The organism is Nocardia sp. BMG51109 (assembly GCF_000526215.1).
In the GTDB taxonomy this organism is placed as follows: domain Bacteria; phylum Actinomycetota; class Actinomycetes; order Mycobacteriales; family Mycobacteriaceae; genus Nocardia.
Map to the genome: position 1 here is coordinate 4,258,779 of NZ_JAFQ01000004.1, position 20,031 is coordinate 4,278,809.

At 66.8% G+C, this 20,031-nt stretch carries 16 protein-coding genes; 7 read left to right on the forward strand and 9 right to left on the reverse strand.

Translation table 11 applies throughout. The features are described from left to right. Positions 1-10 precede the first annotated feature (10 nt). Positions 11-1,306, reverse strand: coding sequence for an SLC13 family permease (locus tag D892_RS0120365; RefSeq protein ID WP_024803018.1), 1,296 nt, complete (start codon positions 1,304-1,306; stop codon positions 11-13). 91 nt (positions 1,307-1,397) lie between these two features. After that, entirely contained in the window at positions 1,398-1,844 is a 447-nt protein-coding gene (locus D892_RS0120370; RefSeq protein WP_024803019.1) for a CBS domain-containing protein, read from the reverse strand. Between the two features lie 324 nt (positions 1,845-2,168). On the opposite strand from D892_RS0120370, the gene D892_RS0120375 reads away from it, so the two are divergent. The 7 genes from D892_RS0120375 to D892_RS45470 all read left to right on the forward strand — a co-directional run bounded on the left by D892_RS0120375 (position 2,169) and on the right by D892_RS45470 (position 7,529). Next, complete coding sequence (locus D892_RS0120375; protein WP_024803020.1) at positions 2,169-2,513, forward strand: hypothetical protein; 345 nt, start codon at positions 2,169-2,171, stop codon at positions 2,511-2,513. Further along, on the forward strand, positions 2,510-2,866 hold the full coding sequence (locus D892_RS0120380) for a hypothetical protein (RefSeq protein WP_156959598.1): 357 nt from the start codon (positions 2,510-2,512) through the stop codon (positions 2,864-2,866). Before D892_RS0120375 ends, D892_RS0120380 begins: the two co-directional genes overlap by 4 nt. A 248-nt stretch (positions 2,867-3,114) precedes the next feature. Then, positions 3,115-3,510, forward strand: coding sequence for a hypothetical protein (locus D892_RS0120385; protein WP_156959599.1), 396 nt, complete (start codon positions 3,115-3,117; stop codon positions 3,508-3,510). 244 nt (positions 3,511-3,754) lie between these two features. Then, entirely contained in the window at positions 3,755-4,090 is a 336-nt protein-coding gene (locus tag D892_RS0120390) for an Lsr2 family protein (protein WP_024803023.1), read from the forward strand. A gap of 467 nt (positions 4,091-4,557) precedes the next feature. After that, the gene (locus tag D892_RS0120395; protein ID WP_024803024.1) at positions 4,558-5,937 is read left to right on the forward strand and encodes a TrkH family potassium uptake protein; all 1,380 of its coding nucleotides are present in this window, start codon (positions 4,558-4,560) and stop codon (positions 5,935-5,937) included. A gap of 16 nt (positions 5,938-5,953) precedes the next feature. Continuing rightward, entirely contained in the window at positions 5,954-6,616 is a 663-nt protein-coding gene (locus D892_RS0120400; RefSeq protein WP_036567294.1) for a TrkA family potassium uptake protein, read from the forward strand. A gap of 250 nt (positions 6,617-6,866) precedes the next feature. Then, complete coding sequence (locus D892_RS45470) at positions 6,867-7,529, forward strand: alpha/beta fold hydrolase (protein WP_198036952.1); 663 nt, start codon at positions 6,867-6,869, stop codon at positions 7,527-7,529. A 153-nt stretch (positions 7,530-7,682) separates the two neighbouring features. On the opposite strand, the gene D892_RS0120415 is transcribed toward D892_RS45470, so the two are convergent. The 7 genes from D892_RS0120415 to D892_RS0120445 all read right to left on the reverse strand — a co-directional run bounded on the left by D892_RS0120415 (position 7,683) and on the right by D892_RS0120445 (position 19,712). Continuing rightward, entirely contained in the window at positions 7,683-8,180 is a 498-nt protein-coding gene (locus D892_RS0120415) for a TetR-like C-terminal domain-containing protein (RefSeq protein ID WP_084161148.1), read from the reverse strand. Between the two features lie 248 nt (positions 8,181-8,428). Beyond that, the gene (locus tag D892_RS0120420) at positions 8,429-12,163 is read right to left on the reverse strand and encodes an ATP-binding protein (RefSeq protein WP_024803029.1); all 3,735 of its coding nucleotides are present in this window, start codon (positions 12,161-12,163) and stop codon (positions 8,429-8,431) included. A 402-nt stretch (positions 12,164-12,565) separates the two neighbouring features. After that, the gene (locus D892_RS0120425) at positions 12,566-12,781 is read right to left on the reverse strand and encodes a hypothetical protein (protein WP_156959600.1); all 216 of its coding nucleotides are present in this window, start codon (positions 12,779-12,781) and stop codon (positions 12,566-12,568) included. Between the two features lie 495 nt (positions 12,782-13,276). After that, a complete protein-coding gene (locus D892_RS0120430; RefSeq protein WP_024803031.1) occupies positions 13,277-14,743 on the reverse strand; it encodes a class I tRNA ligase family protein in 1,467 nt (488 codons plus the stop codon). A 33-nt stretch (positions 14,744-14,776) separates the two neighbouring features. Then, positions 14,777-16,609: a glutamine--fructose-6-phosphate transaminase (isomerizing) gene (gene glmS, locus D892_RS0120435; RefSeq protein ID WP_024803032.1), complete on the reverse strand. Its 1,833-nt coding sequence runs from the start codon at positions 16,607-16,609 to the stop codon at positions 14,777-14,779. Next, entirely contained in the window at positions 16,588-18,543 is a 1,956-nt protein-coding gene (locus D892_RS0120440; RefSeq protein WP_198036953.1) for an aminotransferase class III-fold pyridoxal phosphate-dependent enzyme, read from the reverse strand. The genes glmS and D892_RS0120440 overlap by 22 nt, the downstream gene beginning before the upstream one ends. Beyond that, on the reverse strand, positions 18,540-19,712 hold the full coding sequence (locus tag D892_RS0120445; RefSeq protein ID WP_156959601.1) for a hypothetical protein: 1,173 nt from the start codon (positions 19,710-19,712) through the stop codon (positions 18,540-18,542). The genes D892_RS0120440 and D892_RS0120445 overlap by 4 nt, the downstream gene beginning before the upstream one ends. Positions 19,713-20,031 lie beyond the last annotated feature (319 nt).

Consider the following 20,031-nt stretch of genomic DNA (forward strand, 5'->3'; position numbering starts at 1 on the left):
AGCAACGGGGTCAGGACCCGAGCAAGAAGTAGCGCAACCACAGGTACGGTGCGGCGATCGCGATGGTGATCGTGGTGACGACGATGCCCTTGCGGGTGAACTCCCAGAACGTGATCGGGTGGCAGGCGCGTTTGGCGATGCCGAGCATGACCACGTTGGCGCTCGCCCCGACGGCGGTGAGGTTGCCGCCGAAGTCGGCGCCGATCGCCAGCGACCACCACAGCGTGTCGGCGTGCTGGCCCATGCCGCCGACCAGCTCGGCGACCAGCGGGCTCATCGTGGCCACGTACGGGATGTTGTCGATCACGCCCGACAGCACCGCCGACACCACCAGGATCAGCATCGTCGCCACCAGCGCGTCACCACCGGTCGCGTCCACCGCCAGGCGCGAAAGATCCTCGATCACACCCGTTTTCACCAGCGCGCCGATCATCACGAACAGGCCCGCGAAGAACAGCAGCGTCTCCCATTCCACCGCCGACAGGTAATCCTGTTGCGGCACACCGGAGATCAGCACCAGCACCCCGGCGCCCAGCAGCGCCACCACCGACGGGTCGACGTGGAACACCGAATGCCCGACGAACCCGGCGAACACTCCTGCCAGCACCAGGCCGCACTTGATCAGCAGCCGCGGGTCGCGGATCGCCTCGCGCTCGTTCAGCGACATGACATCCTCGGCACGCTCCGGGTCGACCGAGAAACTGCCGCGGAACAACAGCGGCAGCACCAGCGTGAACACGATCAGTTCGACGATCACCAGCGGGCCCATGTGGATCAGGAAGTCGTTGAACGCCAGGCCCGCCCGGCTGCCGATGATGATGTTGGGCGGGTCGCCGATCAGCGTGGCGGCGCCGCCGATGTTCGACGCCAGGACCTCGGCGATGAGGAACGGCACCGGATTGATGTCGAGGCGCTCGCACACCAGCAGCGTGACCGGCGCGATGAGCAGCACGGTGGTGACGTTGTCGAGCAGGGCGGAGGCGACGGCCGTGATCAGCGTCAGTAGGATCATCACCCGCAGCGGGGATCCCTTGGCGCGCTTGGCCGCCCAGATCGCCGTGTATTCGAACACACCGGTCTGGCGCAGCACGCCAACGATGATCATCATCCCGAGCAGCAGGAAGATGACGTTCCAGTCGATGCCGGTGTCGTGAGAGAAGAAGCTGTCGGCCGACCCCACCACGCCCAGAGCCAGCACGATCGCCGCACCACCGAGCGCGGCCGCGGTCTTGTGGATTCGCTCTGTTGCAATCAAGACGTAGGCGACGGCGAAGACGCCGACCGCGACGATGGCGGATGTGCTCACGACTTCCCCCCGGCCGCCGCAGCGGCGACGCCGCGACTCGGCGCCGCCGTGCCGGTGCCTCGGCTCGGCAACTCCGCGGCAGGACCGTGGCTCAGTCGTGCTGCAGCGATGCTTGCAGCAGCCGGGAGGCGGTGATCACGCCGATCAGGTCGGTATCGTTCATGACCGCGACCAGCGGGCTGCGGAACTGCGCCATGGTGGCCGCGACCTCGATGACGGTGTCGTCGGCCTTCGCGGCCGGGACCTTCGCCAAGTGTTCGGGCAGCACGTCGCGCACCTTCTTGCCGCGCAGCTTCGCCACCACCCGCTCGCACATCGATTCGTTCAGCACACCGGCCAGCGACGGGTCGTCCTGCACGTAGGTCGGCACCAGGAAACGCACCACCTGCGACGCCGGCAGCACCGCCTCCGGACGTCCCTTCGCGTCGGTCACCACGATGCCGGGCAGCCGGTGCTCGGCGAGCAGCCGGGCCGCGTCCAGCGCGTCGGTGTCCATCCCGACCACCGGGTAATCCTCGGCTATCTGAGAAGCATGCACACTCGCAGGATACGACCCCGGGGCGCATGGCCATCGGTGGAGAATCGGTCGAGATCGCTTCGGTGTCGGTCAACAGCAGGTCTCCCATCGGCCGGTCGCACGTGTCACCCGCATTCGCGGACCCAACTCGCCGACCAGGCTTCCCGGCACACCAAGGTGTAAAGATGCCGTAGATGACCCTATTCGGGCAAATCGGCCCGCCCTGACGGAGGACACCGCCCGTGGTCGGACCGGTGCGGCGGGGTGGTGCTGGTGAACACCGGTGCAGGGCACTAGGGTTCGTTGCGGTGTGCCGGGAAGCCTGGTCGGCGAACAGATATCGTCGTGACCAGGCCGGAGGAAGGCGTCGTGCACGCACACACCATGATCGCGGGATGCGGCCGAAGCGGCCGCCACCCCGCCCGGCCACTGCCCTCCGGTGCCTGCGGTGCCAGGCACATCGTCGGCGGCACCCGCGATCGTCTCGGGAGCGGTTCGGGTGACGTGGCGTGCACCGCCCAGGCGTCGGCGATTCGGCTTCGCTGCGCGGTCGAGACGCCCCAGGCCGCACGGGCGTTCGTGGCGTCGGGCGCCGATACCGACACGATCGCGGTCGCCACCGCGGCCCGCCGTCTCACCATTGCCTGCGTGATCGTCGCAACCGTGCACAACCAGATGGCACGGCCATGAGCAGGCGAGTGGAATATCTGTGCCAGGCCGGCGACGGCACGCTCATCTACGTCAGCTCCCAGGATGGCTACGACTCGTTTCGCCTGTGGCGTGGCGACGGCAGAGCGATGCGCGAAGACCGGGTGATACAGGTGCAACGGTTACCGGATGGCGGCACCACGATCATCGACACCGAAACCGGAACCTTGTGGTCTCCCTCCCCACTACGGTCTCCCGGTACGCTCCCGCGCTGGATCGACATCGAGGACCTGCAACCACTGCGGGACGACCAGAACCTCACCAGACTCGACCCGGCCGATTTCGACATCACCGAAACCGGTGACGAGGTCGTGGTCGTGCGCGTGAGCCCGTAGATACGAGCGACGGCCGACCGATAACCGCACGGTGACCTATGGCGTGGGACACAACCATCCTCTAGGTGCCGCTGGCGGGGCGCTGTGAACATGGGAACGGCGGTGAACTGCGGTTTCCCGGGTGGGCAGCTGGTGATCGGACCGGATCTTGGGGTGCCGCAACCAGGGGCGTAACTACTGCCCCGCCGATGCCGACGTGCCTGGTAGAGGTATGCCGAGCGAACACACGACGCGGAAGGATCCACATCATGTTCCGATCCCGAATGTCCGCCGCTGCCGCAGTGACCGCAGGTGCGCTGGCTGCGGTCGTGCTTATCGCACCCGCGGCGCCTGCCTCGGTCGACAGTTTCGGTATTTCGCCGGGGTGGAGTTTCGGCCCGTCACCGTACGGCACCGGGTGTACCCACCTGGTGTTCGCCGACGCGGCACCCGGCGAATACGTGAGCTTCTACGACAGCCAGAACGGATCGTTCGACCCACCCGGCGCGATCCTGGTAGACCAATCCGGCAAGGTCTCCGCCAACTGGACACCGCACACCACCGGCATCCACACCCTGCACGCCGTCCAGATCGGCAGCGAGAAAACCATGCAGGTAGAAGTCGGGCCCGGTATCAGCCTCGGCCCCGTCTGCCTGGCGCTGTAGAGAAATTGGTGGGGCTCTTGACCTCTGAAGGTCATTGACTTGCTGCTACGGCGCGGCGATGTCGTTGCCCCCGGCCGCGCGGTGGACCTTCAGGCGCCCGCGTACTTGCGGTGCTCGTCGTCCGTGCGGCGGGTACAGCTGTTGACCGCATCCGTGATACGAGCGCCCGGGTCCGTCTTTACCGGTGGTCCGTGATTATGATTGCCGCTCCGGCATTCTCGTACGCGCGTGGAGGAGGGGCTTTATGGCGAAGAAGGTCGTCGTCGAGTTGGTGGACGACTACGACGGCACGTCCGTGGCCGAGGAGACGGTGCGGTTCGGTGTCGACGGCGTGGAGTACGAGATCGACCTGTCGATGAAGAACGCGGCCACGCTCCGCGCAGCGTTCGAGGAATGGACTGCCCCTGCCCGTAAGGTGGGGCGAATTCCCAAGGGTAAGACCAAGACCGGTGGCCGCGTGGCCGTCGATAGGGAACAGACGGGCGCGATTCGGGACTGGGCGCGTAAGCAGGGGTACCAGGTGTCCAGCCGGGGCCGGATCCAGGCGGACATCATCGCGGCCTACAACAAGGCGAGCTGAACGCACCCACCCTGTGCCCAGAGCGGGATAAGGGGGCGGATCGCCGGGGCGTGGGGGTCCGGCAGCACCCGGCCGCGCGACTGTAGGGGTGCACACTGTTTCGGGGCACTAGAGATCCCAGGGGCTGGAGTGTCAAGCGGCAGTGGCTTTTTCGACGCGTGCGGGCCGGGCGGTGGCCTCGTCGTAGGAGATGCGGGTTTGAGGCAATCCACTCGGAACCGACAGCTGTCGGCCGGCACAGGCGTTACTGCCGGTGTATGGCTCCGAATCGCCGGTAGGTGACGACCCGTGTATACACTCGCCAGCGCGTCGAGTGGGTACCCGGTACCGGTGCCCGCATGTGGATGCCCCGGGAACGCTCGGAGGCAAGGTACGGGATCGGCCGCTGTTCGAGTGGGAGGAGCAAGGGGTGCGTCGTGGGTGACACTGCGGTCGTCGGTGTCGTGTCGGGCTCGGCCGGGTAGGCGATGGGCCGGACCGCACTGCCTGTGATGCGCCGGTTGGGGCCGATGGGGCATCCGGCGCGGCTGACCGTGGCGGGGTTCGCCGCCATCACCCTGGTCGGCGCGGTGTTGTTGACGTTGCCGATCGCGTCGGAAACCGGGGACTGGACGGGCCCGGTCACGGCGTTGTTCACCGCGACGTCGGCAGTGTGTGTCACCGGTCTGGTCGTGGTCGACACGGCGACGTATTGGTCGCCTTTCGGTGAGGCGGTGGTGCTGGGCCTGATCCAGATCGGCGGGCTGGGAATCATGACCGCCGCCTCGCTGCTCGGACTACTGGTGGCCCGGCGCATGGGACTGCGCATGCAGCTGGTCGCGCAGGCTGAAACCAAGACCCTGCGGTTGGGAGAAACCCGCCGGGTGGTCGTCGGAGTCGTCGCGATGAGCGCGGTCGTGGAACTGGTGACGGCGGCGGCCCTCACCGGCCGCCGCCTGGCCGACACCGCCGAATCGTTCGGGCAGGCTGTGTATTTCGGCGTGTTCCACGCGATTTCGGCATACAACAACGCCGGGTTCGCGCTGCACGAGGACAGCCTGGTCCGCCACGCCGGCGATGCGTGGATCGTCGTGCCGGTCACGGCGGCGTTCATCGTGGGCGGCATCGGGTTTCCCGTCGTCTTCGAGCTGGGCCGCGCGCTGGGCGCCCGCGTGCGCGGTGCCCGAATCCCCGGGTGGTCGTTGCACACCAAGATCACCGTGCTCACCTATGCCGGGCTGCTGCTCACCGGTATCGTTCTCGTGACCGCCTCGGAGTGGGCCAATCCGGCCACGCTGGGCCCGATGTCGTTGCCCGGCAAGCTGCTGGCGGGCGCGTTCCAGGGGGCCACTCCGCGCACGGCCGGGTTCAACACCGTCGATGTGGGCGCGATGCATCCGACCACTCTGCTGGTCAACGACGCGTTGATGTTCATCGGCGGCGGCAGCGCCGGCACCGCCGGCGGGATCAAGGTGACCACCTTCGCGCTCCTGGCGTTCGTGATCTCCGCCGAGGTACGTGGGCAGCCGACGGTGCACGTGATGGGACGCCGACTGGCCGCGGCGGTGCAGCGGCAAGCGATCACCGTCGCGTTGCTCGGTGTCGCCGCGGTGCTGGTGGCCACCCTGATCCTGCTGCGGCTGTCGCAGCTGCCGCTGGACGCGGTGCTGTTCGAGGTCGTCTCGGCCTTCGGCACCGTCGGCCTGTCCACCGGTATCACCGCGGATCTGCCGGCGGCCGGACACCTACTGTTGATCGTGATGATGTTCATCGGCCGGGTCGGCCCGATCACCCTGGCGTCCGCGCTCGCCCTGCGTGAGCACGAACGACGCTACGAGCTACCGGAGGAGCGTCCCATCGTTGGCTAGAACACCCCTGGCGAAAATGCCGAAACACCCCACCACCCGGGTCGTGGTCATCGGCCTCGGCCGATTCGGCGGGTCACTGGCCCACGAGCTGGTCGAGCACGGCTCGGAAGTCCTGGCGATCGACTCCGATGCGCGGCTGGTGCAGCAGTATTCCGATGAGCTGACCCACGTCGCGGTCGCCGACACCACCGATCCGGACGCTCTCGAACAACTCGGCGTCGCCGATTACCCGCATGCGGTCGTCGGGATCGGCGGCGACCTCGAAGCCAGCATTCTCACCACCTCACTGCTGGTCGACCTCGGCATCCCGCGCATCTGGGCCAAGGCCAACAGCCGCCAGCACGGCCGCATCCTCGAACGCATCGGCGCCCACCACGTCGTGGCACCCGAATTCGACATGGGCGAACGGATCGCGCACCTGGTCACCGGCCGCATGCTCGACTACATCGAGTTCGACGACGACTTCGCCATGATCCGTACCACCGCACCCGACGCCGTCGTCGGCATGACACTCACCGACAGCGGGCTGCGCGAACACTTCCACGTCACCGTCGTCGCCATCAAGCCACGCAACGGCGAATTCACCTACGCCACACCGCAAACCGTCGTCTCCGACGGCGACGAACTCATCGTGTCCGGCAGCATCACCTGCGTGGAGTCGTTCGCCGACCTGGTATGAGTCTCCGTTGCGGACTCCGAGCGCATGACAACGCTCGCCGCGACGGCCGAGCGGTCTCAGGTTCAGCCGATCCCGGCTCGGTGGATCCGGAATGAGCTGGGATAGACCGATATACGCTCACCGGATGCCTTCGGTGTACAAGAATGCGGCGGGTCGCCGGGTGATACGCCGGTGGTGTGAGTCGGAGCTGGGTAGATGGTCCGTGCCGCACACCCGGTCGGTCCTCGCTACCTTCGCCGGAGGGGTGCACATGGTGTCGGCGGGCCGTGGTGATCGCCCGGTGGTGCTGGTGCCGGGGACGAATTTCAACGCCGCCATGACGATGTCGTGGGCACGAGAACTGGCCCGGCACAGGGAAGTTCACGTTGTCGACGTCGTCGGGCAGCCCGGCCTCAGCGACGAGAACCGCCCGTCGCTCGGCCGCTCGAGCTGGTACGGGCGGGTTCTCGCGGACGTTCTCGACACGGCCGGGCTCGATCGGGTCGTCGTGGCCGGGAACTCGCTCGGTGCGGCCATCGCCCTGGCCTGCGACTCGCCGCGCATCGCCGGGCGGGCGCTGGTGTCGCCGGGCGGGATCGTCCGGCTCACGGTGCCCCCGAGGGGCGCGGCGGCCGCGATCCCGTGGCTGTCGAATCCTTCGCCGGACCGGACCCGCAAGTTGCTCGAGCTGTTCGTGGCGCCGGGCGCGCGGCCACCGGACCGCGAGGTCGAGTGGATGACGCTGGTCGCCCGGCACTGCCGCACCACCGCTGCCGCCGTCGGTGCTGCGGCGGCGGGCGGCGGTGCCGTGCGCCGTGTCGGTCGGCGAACACGACCGGTTCCTGGCCCCGGTCCGGCTGCGGCCGGCGGTGCGGCGGCACCTGGGTGTCGAACTCCGGGTGCGACAGGGGATGGGGCACTTGACGACCGATGACCGGCTGGACGAGGTGGTGGACCTGGTTGCCGAGGTCGAGGACGCCGCGGCAGCGTAAAGATCGTGCCGGGCAACCGATCCGGTCATGGTATCCGGTGGGTAGCCATAGGCGGCGAGCGACCTCGTGGCGGGTAGGTTGGTGGCCTTATCTGTCTAGCCGGTCGGGGTAGGCGGTTCGGTGCGGCAGGCGGCGAGCGTGGTGAGGATGACGTCGACGAGGCGCTGGCGGGGGTAGGGGTCGGTGAGATCGCCTGTGGCGGTGAGGTTCTGCGGTCGCGCGTGGGTGAGAGCGACCAAGCAGTCCAGGGCGAGGTCGGTATCGAGGTCGGCGGGTAGTTCGCCGCATTCGACGGCCCTGTGCAGCATGGCTTTCCCGGCGGCGCGTCGCGGTTCGCGCAGCGCGCCGGAAAGGGCTTGTGCGAGACGGGGATTGCGGATGGCTTCGGCGCCGAGATCGGCGACGATGCGGGTCGTGCGCAGGAAGATTCGGAACTCGCCGCCAGGTTCGAGGCGGCCAGGCAAACGCTTCAGCGGCATTGCGGTCGACCCCGATCCGGTCGCCCTGCGACGTCTCGTCGAACTCGTCGAACAGGCAAGCTCCGGGTTCACGTACAGGAGGCGCTCCCGTTCGAGCGCGTCGCTGACGCGCACCGGCTGCTCAAGGACGGGTCACCTCCAGGGGCAAGCTTGTCTCACCATCTGATTCCTCGTGAGGCCCGTATGTCGTTGTTTACGAGGCGCTTTCAGCCGACATACCCCGGCGAACCTGTCCACCCCAGACGGAGCCGACGCGATGGGATCGGCTCCTGCGCAACGACGAGTCATCGCGAATCACCGGTTCGGAGCAGATCCTGAAGTGCATCCCCCGCATGATTGATAGCGAATGACCGGCCTGACTGTCAGGGACCGATTAGCTCACCGAACTTCGGGAACTGCGTGCATACTTGTTGCAATTCTTCGGACGTCCGTTGAAGGAGGATACTAGCAGTGTTGATTGCTATGGATATTCCTTCTATCGCGCACTGGGCGCGAGACTGACTCGACAGCCTCGAATGCTGGTCGAAATCAGGCAAGAGCCGTGTCAGTCGGTATCGCAGGATGTGGTGTGTTCTGGGGATGTGCAGCGGATTTGATGGAATGGCCTGCTTGGGGATGGGCAGTACGACGGGCAAGTTCTCGACGGCTTCGTGGCACGTCGAACGCTGGTATTGCGGTGCGAGATGCGGGACGGTGGGATCGACAAACTTTTCGATCGACGGTACCCACAGTCCGTACACCGTATCGAATGCATGTGCGGGATCACATCCTCGCAAGGTGTCGTCCAAGAATATCCGGTTCTCCGGCCGGGTGAAGTCTCGGTCTGCGAGGATCACGTCCAGCTGAAATTCGAGAACGGACGATTCCACGCCGAGCATGCCGAGGGCGTATTTCAATCGAGTCGCAACTTCGATCGGCTGACGTACGGCTGTTCCGCACGACAACGTCCATTGAACAATTGCAGCGGTCAGAAGCAGAGCCTTGTCTGGTCGTGCGGAGTGTACCGCGTCCAAGTAAGCTTCCGGAGAAATCTCTGCGACGAGGTTCTCGGATGCCGGCTGGCTATCGTCGCCGGTCGATGCCTCGGGATCACTGGACGGAGGCTGAGATTTCTCGATGTTACCGACGGTGCTGTCCACCCATCGATCTAGGGTGCGGTACATGACCTTGAATATCTGTACTGTGTCCGCGCTGGATAGATCGTCCGGATTGATGGACCGCAGTGTCCGGCTGGTTTCGTGGACGTCCTGGATTATCGCCTGGTGCATTGCCCTGAATAGTAGGGACATGGCTCTGTCGACCGCTTGAACCCTGACGCCGCCCGCGACCGCGTCGTCAACAATACGTGTCGTTGCAGCAAGAAGCCGTACCGCCCCTTCTTTTCCGGCCAAGGCATGCATATGGCAGGCGATACCGACATTGCGACCGAAGGTACCGGCCTGCTCCTGGAAGGATCGAAACTTCCGTACGCCGTCGGCGAACCGTTCAGCAGCCTGCTCGGCGGCGTCCCAGTCGTCCAGTCCGACATGGCATTCGGTGAGCCAGCGGAGAATAGCCGCGGCCTCGGGAGCGCGCGCATCGAACCTATCGACCAGGGGTTTGATACCCGCCAACGCTTCCTCGTAGCGAGCGTCTTTCAATAGGGTCTCGACCTCGCGGAGAACGCCAAACGTATCGGTACCCTTGGTAATGGGCAGCATACGAGCGTAATCTTCGAGGGCCGCGCAAACCTGGTTGAGTCTCAAGTTGGCCTTGCAATCAGGAAACATCGTCAACGCAACCATCACAGCGTTTCGCACTGTTTGTGCCACGATGTAGCTGTTCTCGGCTACCGCCGCATTGATCAGGCTCAAACATTCCTCAAGAAGGTCGGCCACCTCGTCGGAGATCTCCCGAGGGTCCTCGACAGAACGTCTTCTAGCGTCGGCCAGTGCCACCGCAGCCTGCATTCGATAGACCGGGAATTGGCGCGCAGACCGACGAAGGTAAACCAATTCTCGAGAAAGGTAGCGTACCGCCGGTTCTGAATATCCGATGTTCTTCAGAATGATACCGGTATTACCCCACAGGATTGCTATCAGGACGTTTTCCATACCGTAATCGATGGCATGTTCGCTGACGGTCGCAGCATGTCCTGCTATTGACTCTAGGAACCCGAGAGCTTTACGGTCATTCGCGGCGGACAACCATTGCTGAAGCACACCCGCAACTCCGAATATCACGGTATCCAACTGCGATTTATCGATGTATCTGTCGCGAACCACTGATTGGACTATCTCATTCATGGTTACCGTGAATCCGAAATGCGTCGGGTTCGTGTCCGATCGACCCGGTGGCGTCGCGATAGGAACGTCGGTACCGATCAGAGAATAGCTCCGCATCGCGCGCAGCACCTCTCCCGTCGGGGGCACGGACAGGCCGTAGGCCATAAATCCTTTGCTCGTGTCGGGCATGATCATATCTTCGGGCGTGACGACACTCGCGGCCAGCAGGATCTGTAGTGGGATTTGACGCGACCCGGTGAACGCGGCGCTCTGCAATGCCAGGACTGCTCGCTGATACGATTCTTCCGGCCGTTCGGCGAGCTTCTGCCAGCACAGACCGATCGCCCGTACAAGCGTTGTTGGATAATCCTTTGGTATCGATTCTTCGTCGTCGAGCGATCTCAGGATCAGCTGCTCGAATTCATTGATACCCGACAGGCCACCGCAACAGTTACATAGATATGCGGCGGCCAGTTCCAGCGCCAATGGCCAATTGTGCAGCTTGCGAGCTAACACTGCCAGCCGAGCATCATCGTCGCTCGCGGGGGTGGCCCCACCATCGGTGAGGCGGCGCGAGAGCAGCTGTACCGATTCCGTGTCAGTCATCGCCGGGATCTTGATCTCCGATATCCCTGCCCCCGTGAGCGCACCGCCACGCACGGTGGTCACCACGACGTGCCCGGGTCCACGCGACGGTATCCACCGCGCGGCGCCTCGAGGATCGGCCACGTTGTCGAACACCATCAACCACGGCCTGGTCGAGGCCGCGAGCGCGGCGAAGACCCGGGCCCGTGGATCGTCACCTGCGGTGACTACGCCCTGCTCGGCCAGCCATGCCGCGATGGCCGCGAAGCAGGCAATCAGGTTCGCCTCGGTCGAGGCGTCCATCCAGTAGATCTGCGCGTAGGCATCGGCGCGCTCGTCGGTCCAGGCAGCCGCGATGCTGCTCTTTCCGATCCCGGACAGCCCGGACAGTACGCACACCGGAGGTTCCTGTCCGTCGGCCGGGGGCGGCAGATGCTGGCCGATGGTGTCGATGATTTGGCGACGAGCCACGTCCCCGCCGCGTGGAGCGGGCAGTACATGCAAGGCCCATTCCTTGGTTCGGAGTATCGATCGTGCCGCTTGAGGATCCACACGCAGGTGGCTAGTGAGGTCGTCTCGGGAGAGCTTGTGCCCGCTGCGGCCGGTCGCCGCGTCCATCATCACCGCAGTCAGGTACTTCGATATCAACCCGGCAGCTTCCCAGCCAACGCTGGCCGGATCGGCATGACGGCGCGCGGTACGGACCAGATCGCGAACACTGTCGTCGACTTCGTCGGCCGCGCGGAGGTCGATCACGATGTCGGTTCGTCGAAGCCGATCCCACCATCGGCTTCCTGCCGCCCGAATTGACTCGCGGAGCCGATCGGACATCGGGATCTCGGTTTCCATCGCCTCCCGGATGGCTCCGGTCTGTTCTTGCCCGGATCGATGCCGCTCCAGCAACCGGCACAAGTCCCGCAGTCCGGGTCCGGCTTTGCGGTTACTGATGACGACATAGCGGTCGGAGTCGTTGCTGAGGAGCCGTAGCAGGATCTCCACGACCTGGCCAGCAGTGAAGGTTCTGTCGCTGGTGCCGCCCTTCACCTGCGCGGCGATCACGCTCCGACCGCCCTCATGGATTTCGAAGTCCACGACCTCGGCGTCGGCCGGTGAACCATGCTCGGCCCGGCTGGAGTCGACCAGCACTGCTGTGAAGTCGCTGTCGGGAGTCAGCCAGCTCTTCAGCGCGTACTCCAGCGTGCACAGGAACTGATATCGGAACCCTTCGACAGCGTCCGCGCCGCTCATCGTTCTCCTCCCACCCGAGCCAAATGCATGTGCGCTCCATCATGGCGGGCGGGACCGACAAGTTGGCCATCTCGGGACCGCAGCCTGCGGTCCGACCGGTTTCAGCTCTGAACCAGAGCATGTATCCGTGGTTGGCGCCCAGGCATTCTCATCGCGCCAGGCGAAACGGTTCTCACCGGCGGGTTCGTTCAATGCCGCGCGCATCACGCCCCGGTTCCTCCCGCGCGCCGAATGCGGACCCTCATGCACAGAGAGGGGTCCAAGAGCTGAACGTTGCGCGCCGGCGTGTGGACGACGAACGCAAGTAGCCCGTGGCTCAAGTTCACCCCCGCGCCTGCGCCGATGGCGGATGAAAAGGCCAGCGCACTGGGCCACAGTCGAAACTCGCTGCGGCCCAGTGCTTCACCTGTCTGTTCCAGCGCCGTCGGCACCGTCACCGTTTGAACCGGTCTCGGCCTTCGTGACTGCCACCAGGCGCAGCAGTTCGCGGGCGAGGTGTTCTGCCTCGGCCGGGGCGAGCGGGGGCAGAGCACCACCGTAGTCATCGCCGTCGGTGATTTCGATGTGGTACTCCTCGATGCTGCCGTCGAAGGCGTCGAAGCGGGTCAGCTTCGTCACCACCTCGGCCCCGGTAGCGCAGGTGAGCGGGATGGCGTTCTTCAGGCCCTTGTGGAACGGTCCGTCGTCGGGTTCATCGTCGGGCCTGGTGTCGATATGGTCCTCGCACCAGGGGCGGGCATTCCGATGGGGTGCTGCTGGTCTCCGAGATGCCGCGCAGCGCCGTGGTGTAGTTGGCCCCCGGCGGTCGCGGCCTGCTCGCGTGCGGCCTTCTTGTGTGCCTTGTTCGCCGTCATGACCATCCTCGTCCCGGCCGTTCCCACCCACGACCGTTATGGATACGTTGGCGACCGCGGCTAGCGCACGAGTCGGTGACCCTTGTCCTCGCTGCCGCGTCCGGCGTGGGCGGATGCGGCTCGGAGAGCGGCTGGTGCACACACGGCCAAGCCCGCAATAGCTACGCTGTTCGGGTCTCGCACCCCCGTGGGACTACGGAGGCCGGGCCGCGGGAAGCACGACCGCGGCCCGCCTTTCACTGCTGTCAGGCGACGGCGGTCAGTTCCCGTTCGATGGAAACGGTGGACAACTTGGTTGGCCGCGGAAGCCGAGTGCGGCCCAGAGGTTGCCGGCCAGTGCAGGGGTAATCGGGCTGGTGAGCAGTGCTGTGCCGGTGAGCCAGGTCGCAACAGTGTCGGGGGCGTAGAGGCCGCCGGGGGTGGGCATCATCCAGGTGTTTGCGATGTGGGTAGCGGCGGCCAGGTCGACATGCGGTGGTGTCAGGTGGTGGTGTTGCTCGTCGAGCAGCGGTGCGATCCGCGCGAAATCGACGGCGGGAGTATGGGATTGGCGCAGCGTCTGGAGGGCGGTGGCAAGTGGGCCATGCCGCCAGGCGCGGAGTTGGTTGATGCGGGTGACGAGTGTGGTGGGGGTGATGTCGCCGATGTGGTGGTCGAGGGGTTCGTGGGCGAGGGCGTAGCGCAGTTCGTCGGGGGTGATGGTGGTGTTGTCGGTCAGGTCGCTGATCCAGATGCCGTGTTGTTTGCTGGTGGACAGTTTGCGGCCGTCGAGGTGGAGCATGTGGTTGACCACGGTGTGGTCGAAGGGTTTGTATCCGGTTGTGGCGGAGAGGATGTGGGGTGCGACGAGTCCGGCGATGGAGTTGTCGCTGCCGAAGAGCCCGACGACGGTCACCGGTGAGTCGGTGCTCAGCGAGTTGCCGTTGCCGTTGGCGTGGAGCAGGCCGGTGTAGAGGGCGTAGCCGTAGTAGGTGTTGGCCAACACGTGCCCGTCCGGGAGGTTGCTGCTGGTGATGCCCCAGTCGCCGGGCTGGGACAGTCGGATGCGGGCGTCGGCGCGCTGGAGGTAGGTGCGCGGAGCGGTGAGGAACTGGTCGGCGAGCCCGGTCGCCCGCAGGTTGTCGAGTATCCGGGTGGGGTCGGTGGGGCGGGCGAGCCAGCTGTCGGTCTCGCTCCAGCGGATGGCCTCGTCGGTGAGGCGGCTGTGCGGATCGCGGAGTTGGTCGGGGTGGAAGTGGTCGCCGCAGGCGGTGCAGGTGTTCCCGCCGGCCGGGGCACCGCAGGTGGGGCAGGTTCCGGCGATCCAGACGCCGAGCAGGGGGCGTCCGGTGTCGGCGCCGATCGGTATCGCTTCGGTTTCCTGTCGTGCGATGCCGTGTTCGCGGAGGGTGTCGAGGAGTTGTTCGTGTAGGTGGCGGTAGTGGTGCCGGTGTTCGTCTGCGAGGGGGTCGATCCAGTCGTCGAGGTCGACGCCGAGGTTGTCGAGGTCGTGTTTGATTCCTGCGTGGTAGTGGCGGCAGGTTTGTTCGGGGGTGGTGTCGTCGGTGGTGGCGGCGAGGACCCAGTTTTCGTAGGCGTCGGTGCCGGTGATGACGGTGGCTGTGTCGCCGTTGCGGCGTTGGGCGCGGGCGATGGCATCGGCGCGGAGGTAAGGGCCGGCGCCGTGGCCGATGTGCAGGCGGCCGTTGGGTGTCGGGCACATCGGGATCAGCAGCCAGTCGGCCACGACGACAATCCCCCTTTTGTCTCTATGTTGTTGTCAGCGCACGGTGACGGATTTCGCCAGTGAGCGGGGTTGGTCGATTTCGCGGCCGAGGTCCAGGGCGCAGTAGTACGCGAGGAGTTGGCCGGCGACGAGGTTGACGATGAGGTCGGCGATGTCGTCGCCGTGGTAGGGCAGTAGCAGGTATTCGGCGAAGACGCCGAGGTCGTCGGCAGGGATGTCGGCGGGGCCGATGCCGATGACGGGGCCCTTGCGGGCGGCGATCTCGCTAACCGCGGCCAGGGTGGCGGCGTAGCGGTCGGGGGCGGCGGTGTGGGAGGGCAGCAGGGCGACGGTGTAGAAGTGCTCGTCGATCAGGGAGATGGTGCCGTGTTTGAAGAATCCGGCGGCGGCGCCTTCGGCGTGGTGGTAGTTGACTTCCTTGAATTTCAAGGCACTTTCACAGGCTGCCGGATACAGGATGCCGCGGCCGAGGAAGAACCAGTCGGCGACGTGACTGTATTTGACGGCGAGGGCTTGCACGCTGGTGGCCGTGGTGGCGATGAACTCGGTCAGAGTGTCGGCCAGACGTTCCAGGGACTGCTGGTGGGCGTGGTGCTGCTCGCCGGTCAGCGTGCCGTTGGTGTGTCCGGTTTCCAGGGCGAGGCGGGCCAGGAGGACGACCTGGCTGACGATGCTCTTGGTGGACAGGACGCAGATCTCGGGTCCGGAGCCTTGCGGGAGCCGGTGGGTGGCGAGGCGTTCCTGGGTGGAGCTGGGCACATTGCAGATGCTGGTGAGGACCGCGCCCGCGGCGATGGCGTCGCGGCACACTTCGAGGGTGTCGAAGGTCTCCCCGGACTGCGAGATCGCGATCAGCGGGTCACCGGCGCCGAGCACGGCCAGATATTCGGCCTCGTCGGACGGCAGCGCGGTGGCGCGCACTCCGGCAAGGCTTTTGAGCAGGTACTGGCCCATGGAGGCGACGTAGAAGGCGCTGCCGGCGCCGACGAGGGTCACCAGCCGGTCCGGCGGCAGGATCCCGGCGAAGTGCTCAGCTGGCAATGCGAGCGCGGCCTGCACCGCGGCGGGGGTTTCGTGGATTTCCTTGATCATCCAGTGCGGGTATTCGCCTTTGTCGGCGCGTTCCTGCCGGGCTGCGAGCCGGGTGAACTCCCGTTCGACCGGGTGGGCGGTGTGGTCGACGGTGGTGTAGGTGTCGGCGGAGTCGGCGCGCACCGCGACGATGTCGCCGTCGTAGAGGAACAGCACCTGGTCGCTGATGCCGTCGAGGGCCATCTGGTCGGAGGCGAGGATGCCGCGGTTCCCGTCGTAGGCGACGACCAGGGGGCTTTTGTGTTTGGCCCCCCACACGGTGGCGGGGTCGCTGGTGGCGATGACCGCGAGCGCGTATTCCCCGGCGAGCGCGCTGGTGGTGGCGGCGATGGCGTCGCGCATCGACGCGCCGCGCTCGAGGTGGCGGGCGAGGAGGTGCGCGGCGACCTCGGAGTCGGTGTCGCTGGCGAAGGTGATCCCGTCGGCTTCCAGCTCGCGGCGCAGCGCGAGGTGGTTTTCGATCACGCCGTTGTGCACCACGGCCACGGCCCGGTTGTAGGACAGGTGGGGATGGGCGTTGGCGGCGGTGACCCCGCCGTGGGTGGCCCACCGGGTGTGGCCCAGCGCCAGGCGCGACTCCGGCAAGGCATCGAGGCGCCCCTCGGCCAGCGCCTTGCCGACCGATCCGGTGTCTTTGACCACCGACAGCGCGGTGTCGGTCAGGCAGGCCAGCCCCCACGAGTCGTAGCCGCGGTACTCCAGGACGGCTAGCTGTTCGGCGGTCAGCCCGGTCACGGTGATCTCGGGCGAGGTCATCCCCACGATGCCGCACATGGTTGGTCGGTTCCTCCGTCGGTGTCCGGGCAGATACGCGTCGGCGGCGACAGCCGCGACGATGCGGCCCACAGTATCCCCGCGTACGCCGAAGCGGTATCCGAGTCCGCGTGCACCGGGCGTGCCGGATCACCGTAGAACTCGGCCAGCCACCGCCACACCGCGCCGGCCCGGCTGATCCCGTGGCGATCGACCAGGGCATCGGTCAGACGCTGCAGCAGATCCTCCCGGACCGGATTCCCGGCCGGGATCGCGACCAGGGTGTGCAGGATCGTGAACGCCTCCTCGAACAAGGCGGTGTCGTGGTGCGGTCCGTCGTAACCGATCTCGAAGTCGATCAACACCACCTCCGCCCGCGGGGTGACGATCGCGTTGCCCGGCCACCGGTCCCCGATCACGATCCCGTGATCATGCGCACGGACCACCAGCTCGTAATGCCGCAACACCAGCCCGTTGACCGTCGCAGGGTCGGTGTCGGGGTCGGCCAGCACCCGATGCAGTGCCCGGCCCGGGATCCACCCGTAATCCACCGCGTCCATGCCGTCGACGGCGTAGGTGGCCGTCACGGGAATCCCGATGCGCGCCAGCGCGGCGGTGAGGTCCTGCTGGGCGTGCGGGCTGCGGGTGAGCATGCCCAGCCCGGCGCCCCGCAGCAACGCCGACACGTACCCCTCGTGCGGATTCGCCCGGACCGGGCGGCGCACCACCTGCCTGTCCTGCGGGCTCGCGCGCGCCTGCTCGAGGGAAACCACGGTGTTGACCGCGGTGGCGGTAGCCGCGCCGAGGCGGGCCACGGTCTCGATCCCCGCCCGTAGGTCGCCGAGCGACAGGACATGCGGCGGCTTGATCAGCAGCCGGCGGCCCGCGTCGGTGGTGCGCACGAAATACCCGGCCTCCGCGCACGCGGCGGTGGTCTGCGCCGCCCAGGCTTCCCGCAGCCGTGGCGACCGGGTGGTGAGGGTGGCGATCAATCCGGTCTGCCGCACCTCGAACCGGTCACTATCCACCAGCTCCCGCAGCAGGGTCGCGAACCCGGTCACCCGGTCGGCCAGGACCCCGCGCTGCGCCGACAGCTGGTCGAGGCCGGCCAGCGCCGCGGCACACGACACCGGGTGGCCACCGGCGGTGAACTCGGCGTCGTTGTACTGCAACACCGCCATCAGGTCTCGCCGGGCCAGCACCGCCGCGAGCGGATATCCGGCCCCCAGCGCCTTGCCCAGGCACACGATGTCCGGGCGCACCCCGGTCTGCTCGCTGCTGAACAGGTGCCCGCCGAGCCACCCGAACGACTGCACCTCGTCGGTCACCAACAGAGTCCCGGCCGCATCACACGCCGCGCGCAGCGCTCGCAGCCCGTCGCGGACGTCACGGGCGGGCAGGCCGTGGGCCACCATCACCGGGTCGACGACCACCGCGGCCAGGTCCCGTCGCGACCGGACCAGTTGCGCCAGCACCGCGATGTCGGGTTCCTCGGCCGCGACCGCCACCGTGGAATCGGCCAGGAGCCGGCCCCGGTGCGTCGTCGCCAGCCCCAACGTCAGAAACGATTCCCCGTGCCAGGCTCCCGGCAGCACAGCCGCCATGCGGCGCCGCGTATGCAACCGGGCCAGCTTCACCGCCGTCTCCACGGCATCACTGCCGTTGGTCAGCTTCGCGGCCACCGCGTCCACACCGTCGGGCGCCAACTCCGCAAGCCGCTCGCACAATGCCAGGAACGGTTCGCTGGCAAACCGCGACGACGCGAACTCCACCCGCCGCACCTGCTCGGTCACGGCCGCGCCGACAGGCGAAAACCGTTGCCCCCATGCGAGATTCAGTGTCTGCGCCGCCAGATCCACGAACCGGCGTCCGTCGGCGAGCGTGAAGTGGCCGCCCTCGGCCGCCACGATCGGCGGGAAACTCGCCCGCACCGCCGTCACAATCCCACCGTTCACTCGGTAGCCCCCTTGCCCGACAACAGATCCCGGCCGTACTCGTCGAGTGCGATCGAACTCATCTCCGCGTGCGCGGATCCGGCGACGATGTCGCGCAACGCCCGCTGCGAGCGATGCTGCCGCGCCACCATGGACGCGTCGCCGAACCGGGCCACGAGCGCGCACGCCTCGAACGCCACCTCGGTCGCATACCGTGCCACCGCCCGCAGCCGCCGATACGAATCCTCGCCTACCGCGCCGGATTCCCGTGCCTCCCGCCACACCAGCGCCACGGCCTCGTGCCCGAGCGCGCGCACCGCGTCCACCGACAGCCGGGCCCGCGCCACCCCGGCCACCAGCCCGTCCGGCACCGGACGGTCATCACCGGCGTATCGGTGACCGGCGTGCGCGGTGAACTCGTCGAGAGCCCCGCGAGCCACGCCGAGCGCGAAACCGAGATGCTTGATCGCCGCGCGCCGGAAACAGAAATACACACCCCCGCGCACCGGCGCCCCGGCCGGGTACGGCCACACCCGCGACCACGGCACCACCACATCGGTGATCCGGTAGTCTACGGTCCCCGTCGCGGCCAGGCCGGCACCGTCCCAGCAGTCGAGGACCTCGACCTGCGCCGTCGGCACCACCGCGGCCAACTGACGCGCTCCTGGCCACGGGCAGTGCTGCGAACTCTCGCGGTGCCCGATCGCCAGTACCCAATCGGCATACTCGGCGCCGGTTCCGAACGGCCACCGCCCATCGACCCGCAACCCGGCCTGGGTCGGCACCACCGTGTTCCCGAACGCGTTCTCCTGGAACGCGATCAACGGAAACCGGCCACCCGGCGGGAACACCGCCTCCACCGCCTCCGGCGGCAGCATCGACGCCGCCCGCGCGGTACTACCCGCCAGCGCCCAATACAACCAGCCCGTCGACCCGTCGATCGCGGACACCGCCTCGATCAACTCCATCTCCGTCACCGGATCGGCCTGCCACCCACCCACTTCGACAGGCGCCAACGCCGCCAGCAGGCCCGACTCCCGCAGCACCCGCATCGGCTCCGCGGCCACCAGCCGCGCCTCCTCCCCGGTATCGGCACCGGCACGCAGTACCCCGGCGATCTTCGACACCATCCCCAGTAACTCGTCCCGATCCGCGCTGCGCTCCACCGCTATCCGTGTCTGCTCAGGCACGATCCGCCTCCCTCCGCACCGCATCGAGGCTGTCATCATGCACCCGAAAACGTTGACCACCAACCGAAATAACGAACCCTCTCACGACTCCACGACACCATTCCCACCGACGGGCGGCAGCCTCGGCATATTCGATTAACCGGTCACCCGCAGCGGACAGTGCCGTCACCGGTCGTCGGCGGCTGCTAGAACCCGGTAGGTAGCGCTACTGGGTGAGCGGCCCGGTGCAATGCACACCGTCGGGTGCGTGACCACTGATGCCCTCGAACTGGATCGACACCTACCGTTCGAGGTCGGGTCTCGGCAGATGTCCCCTGCC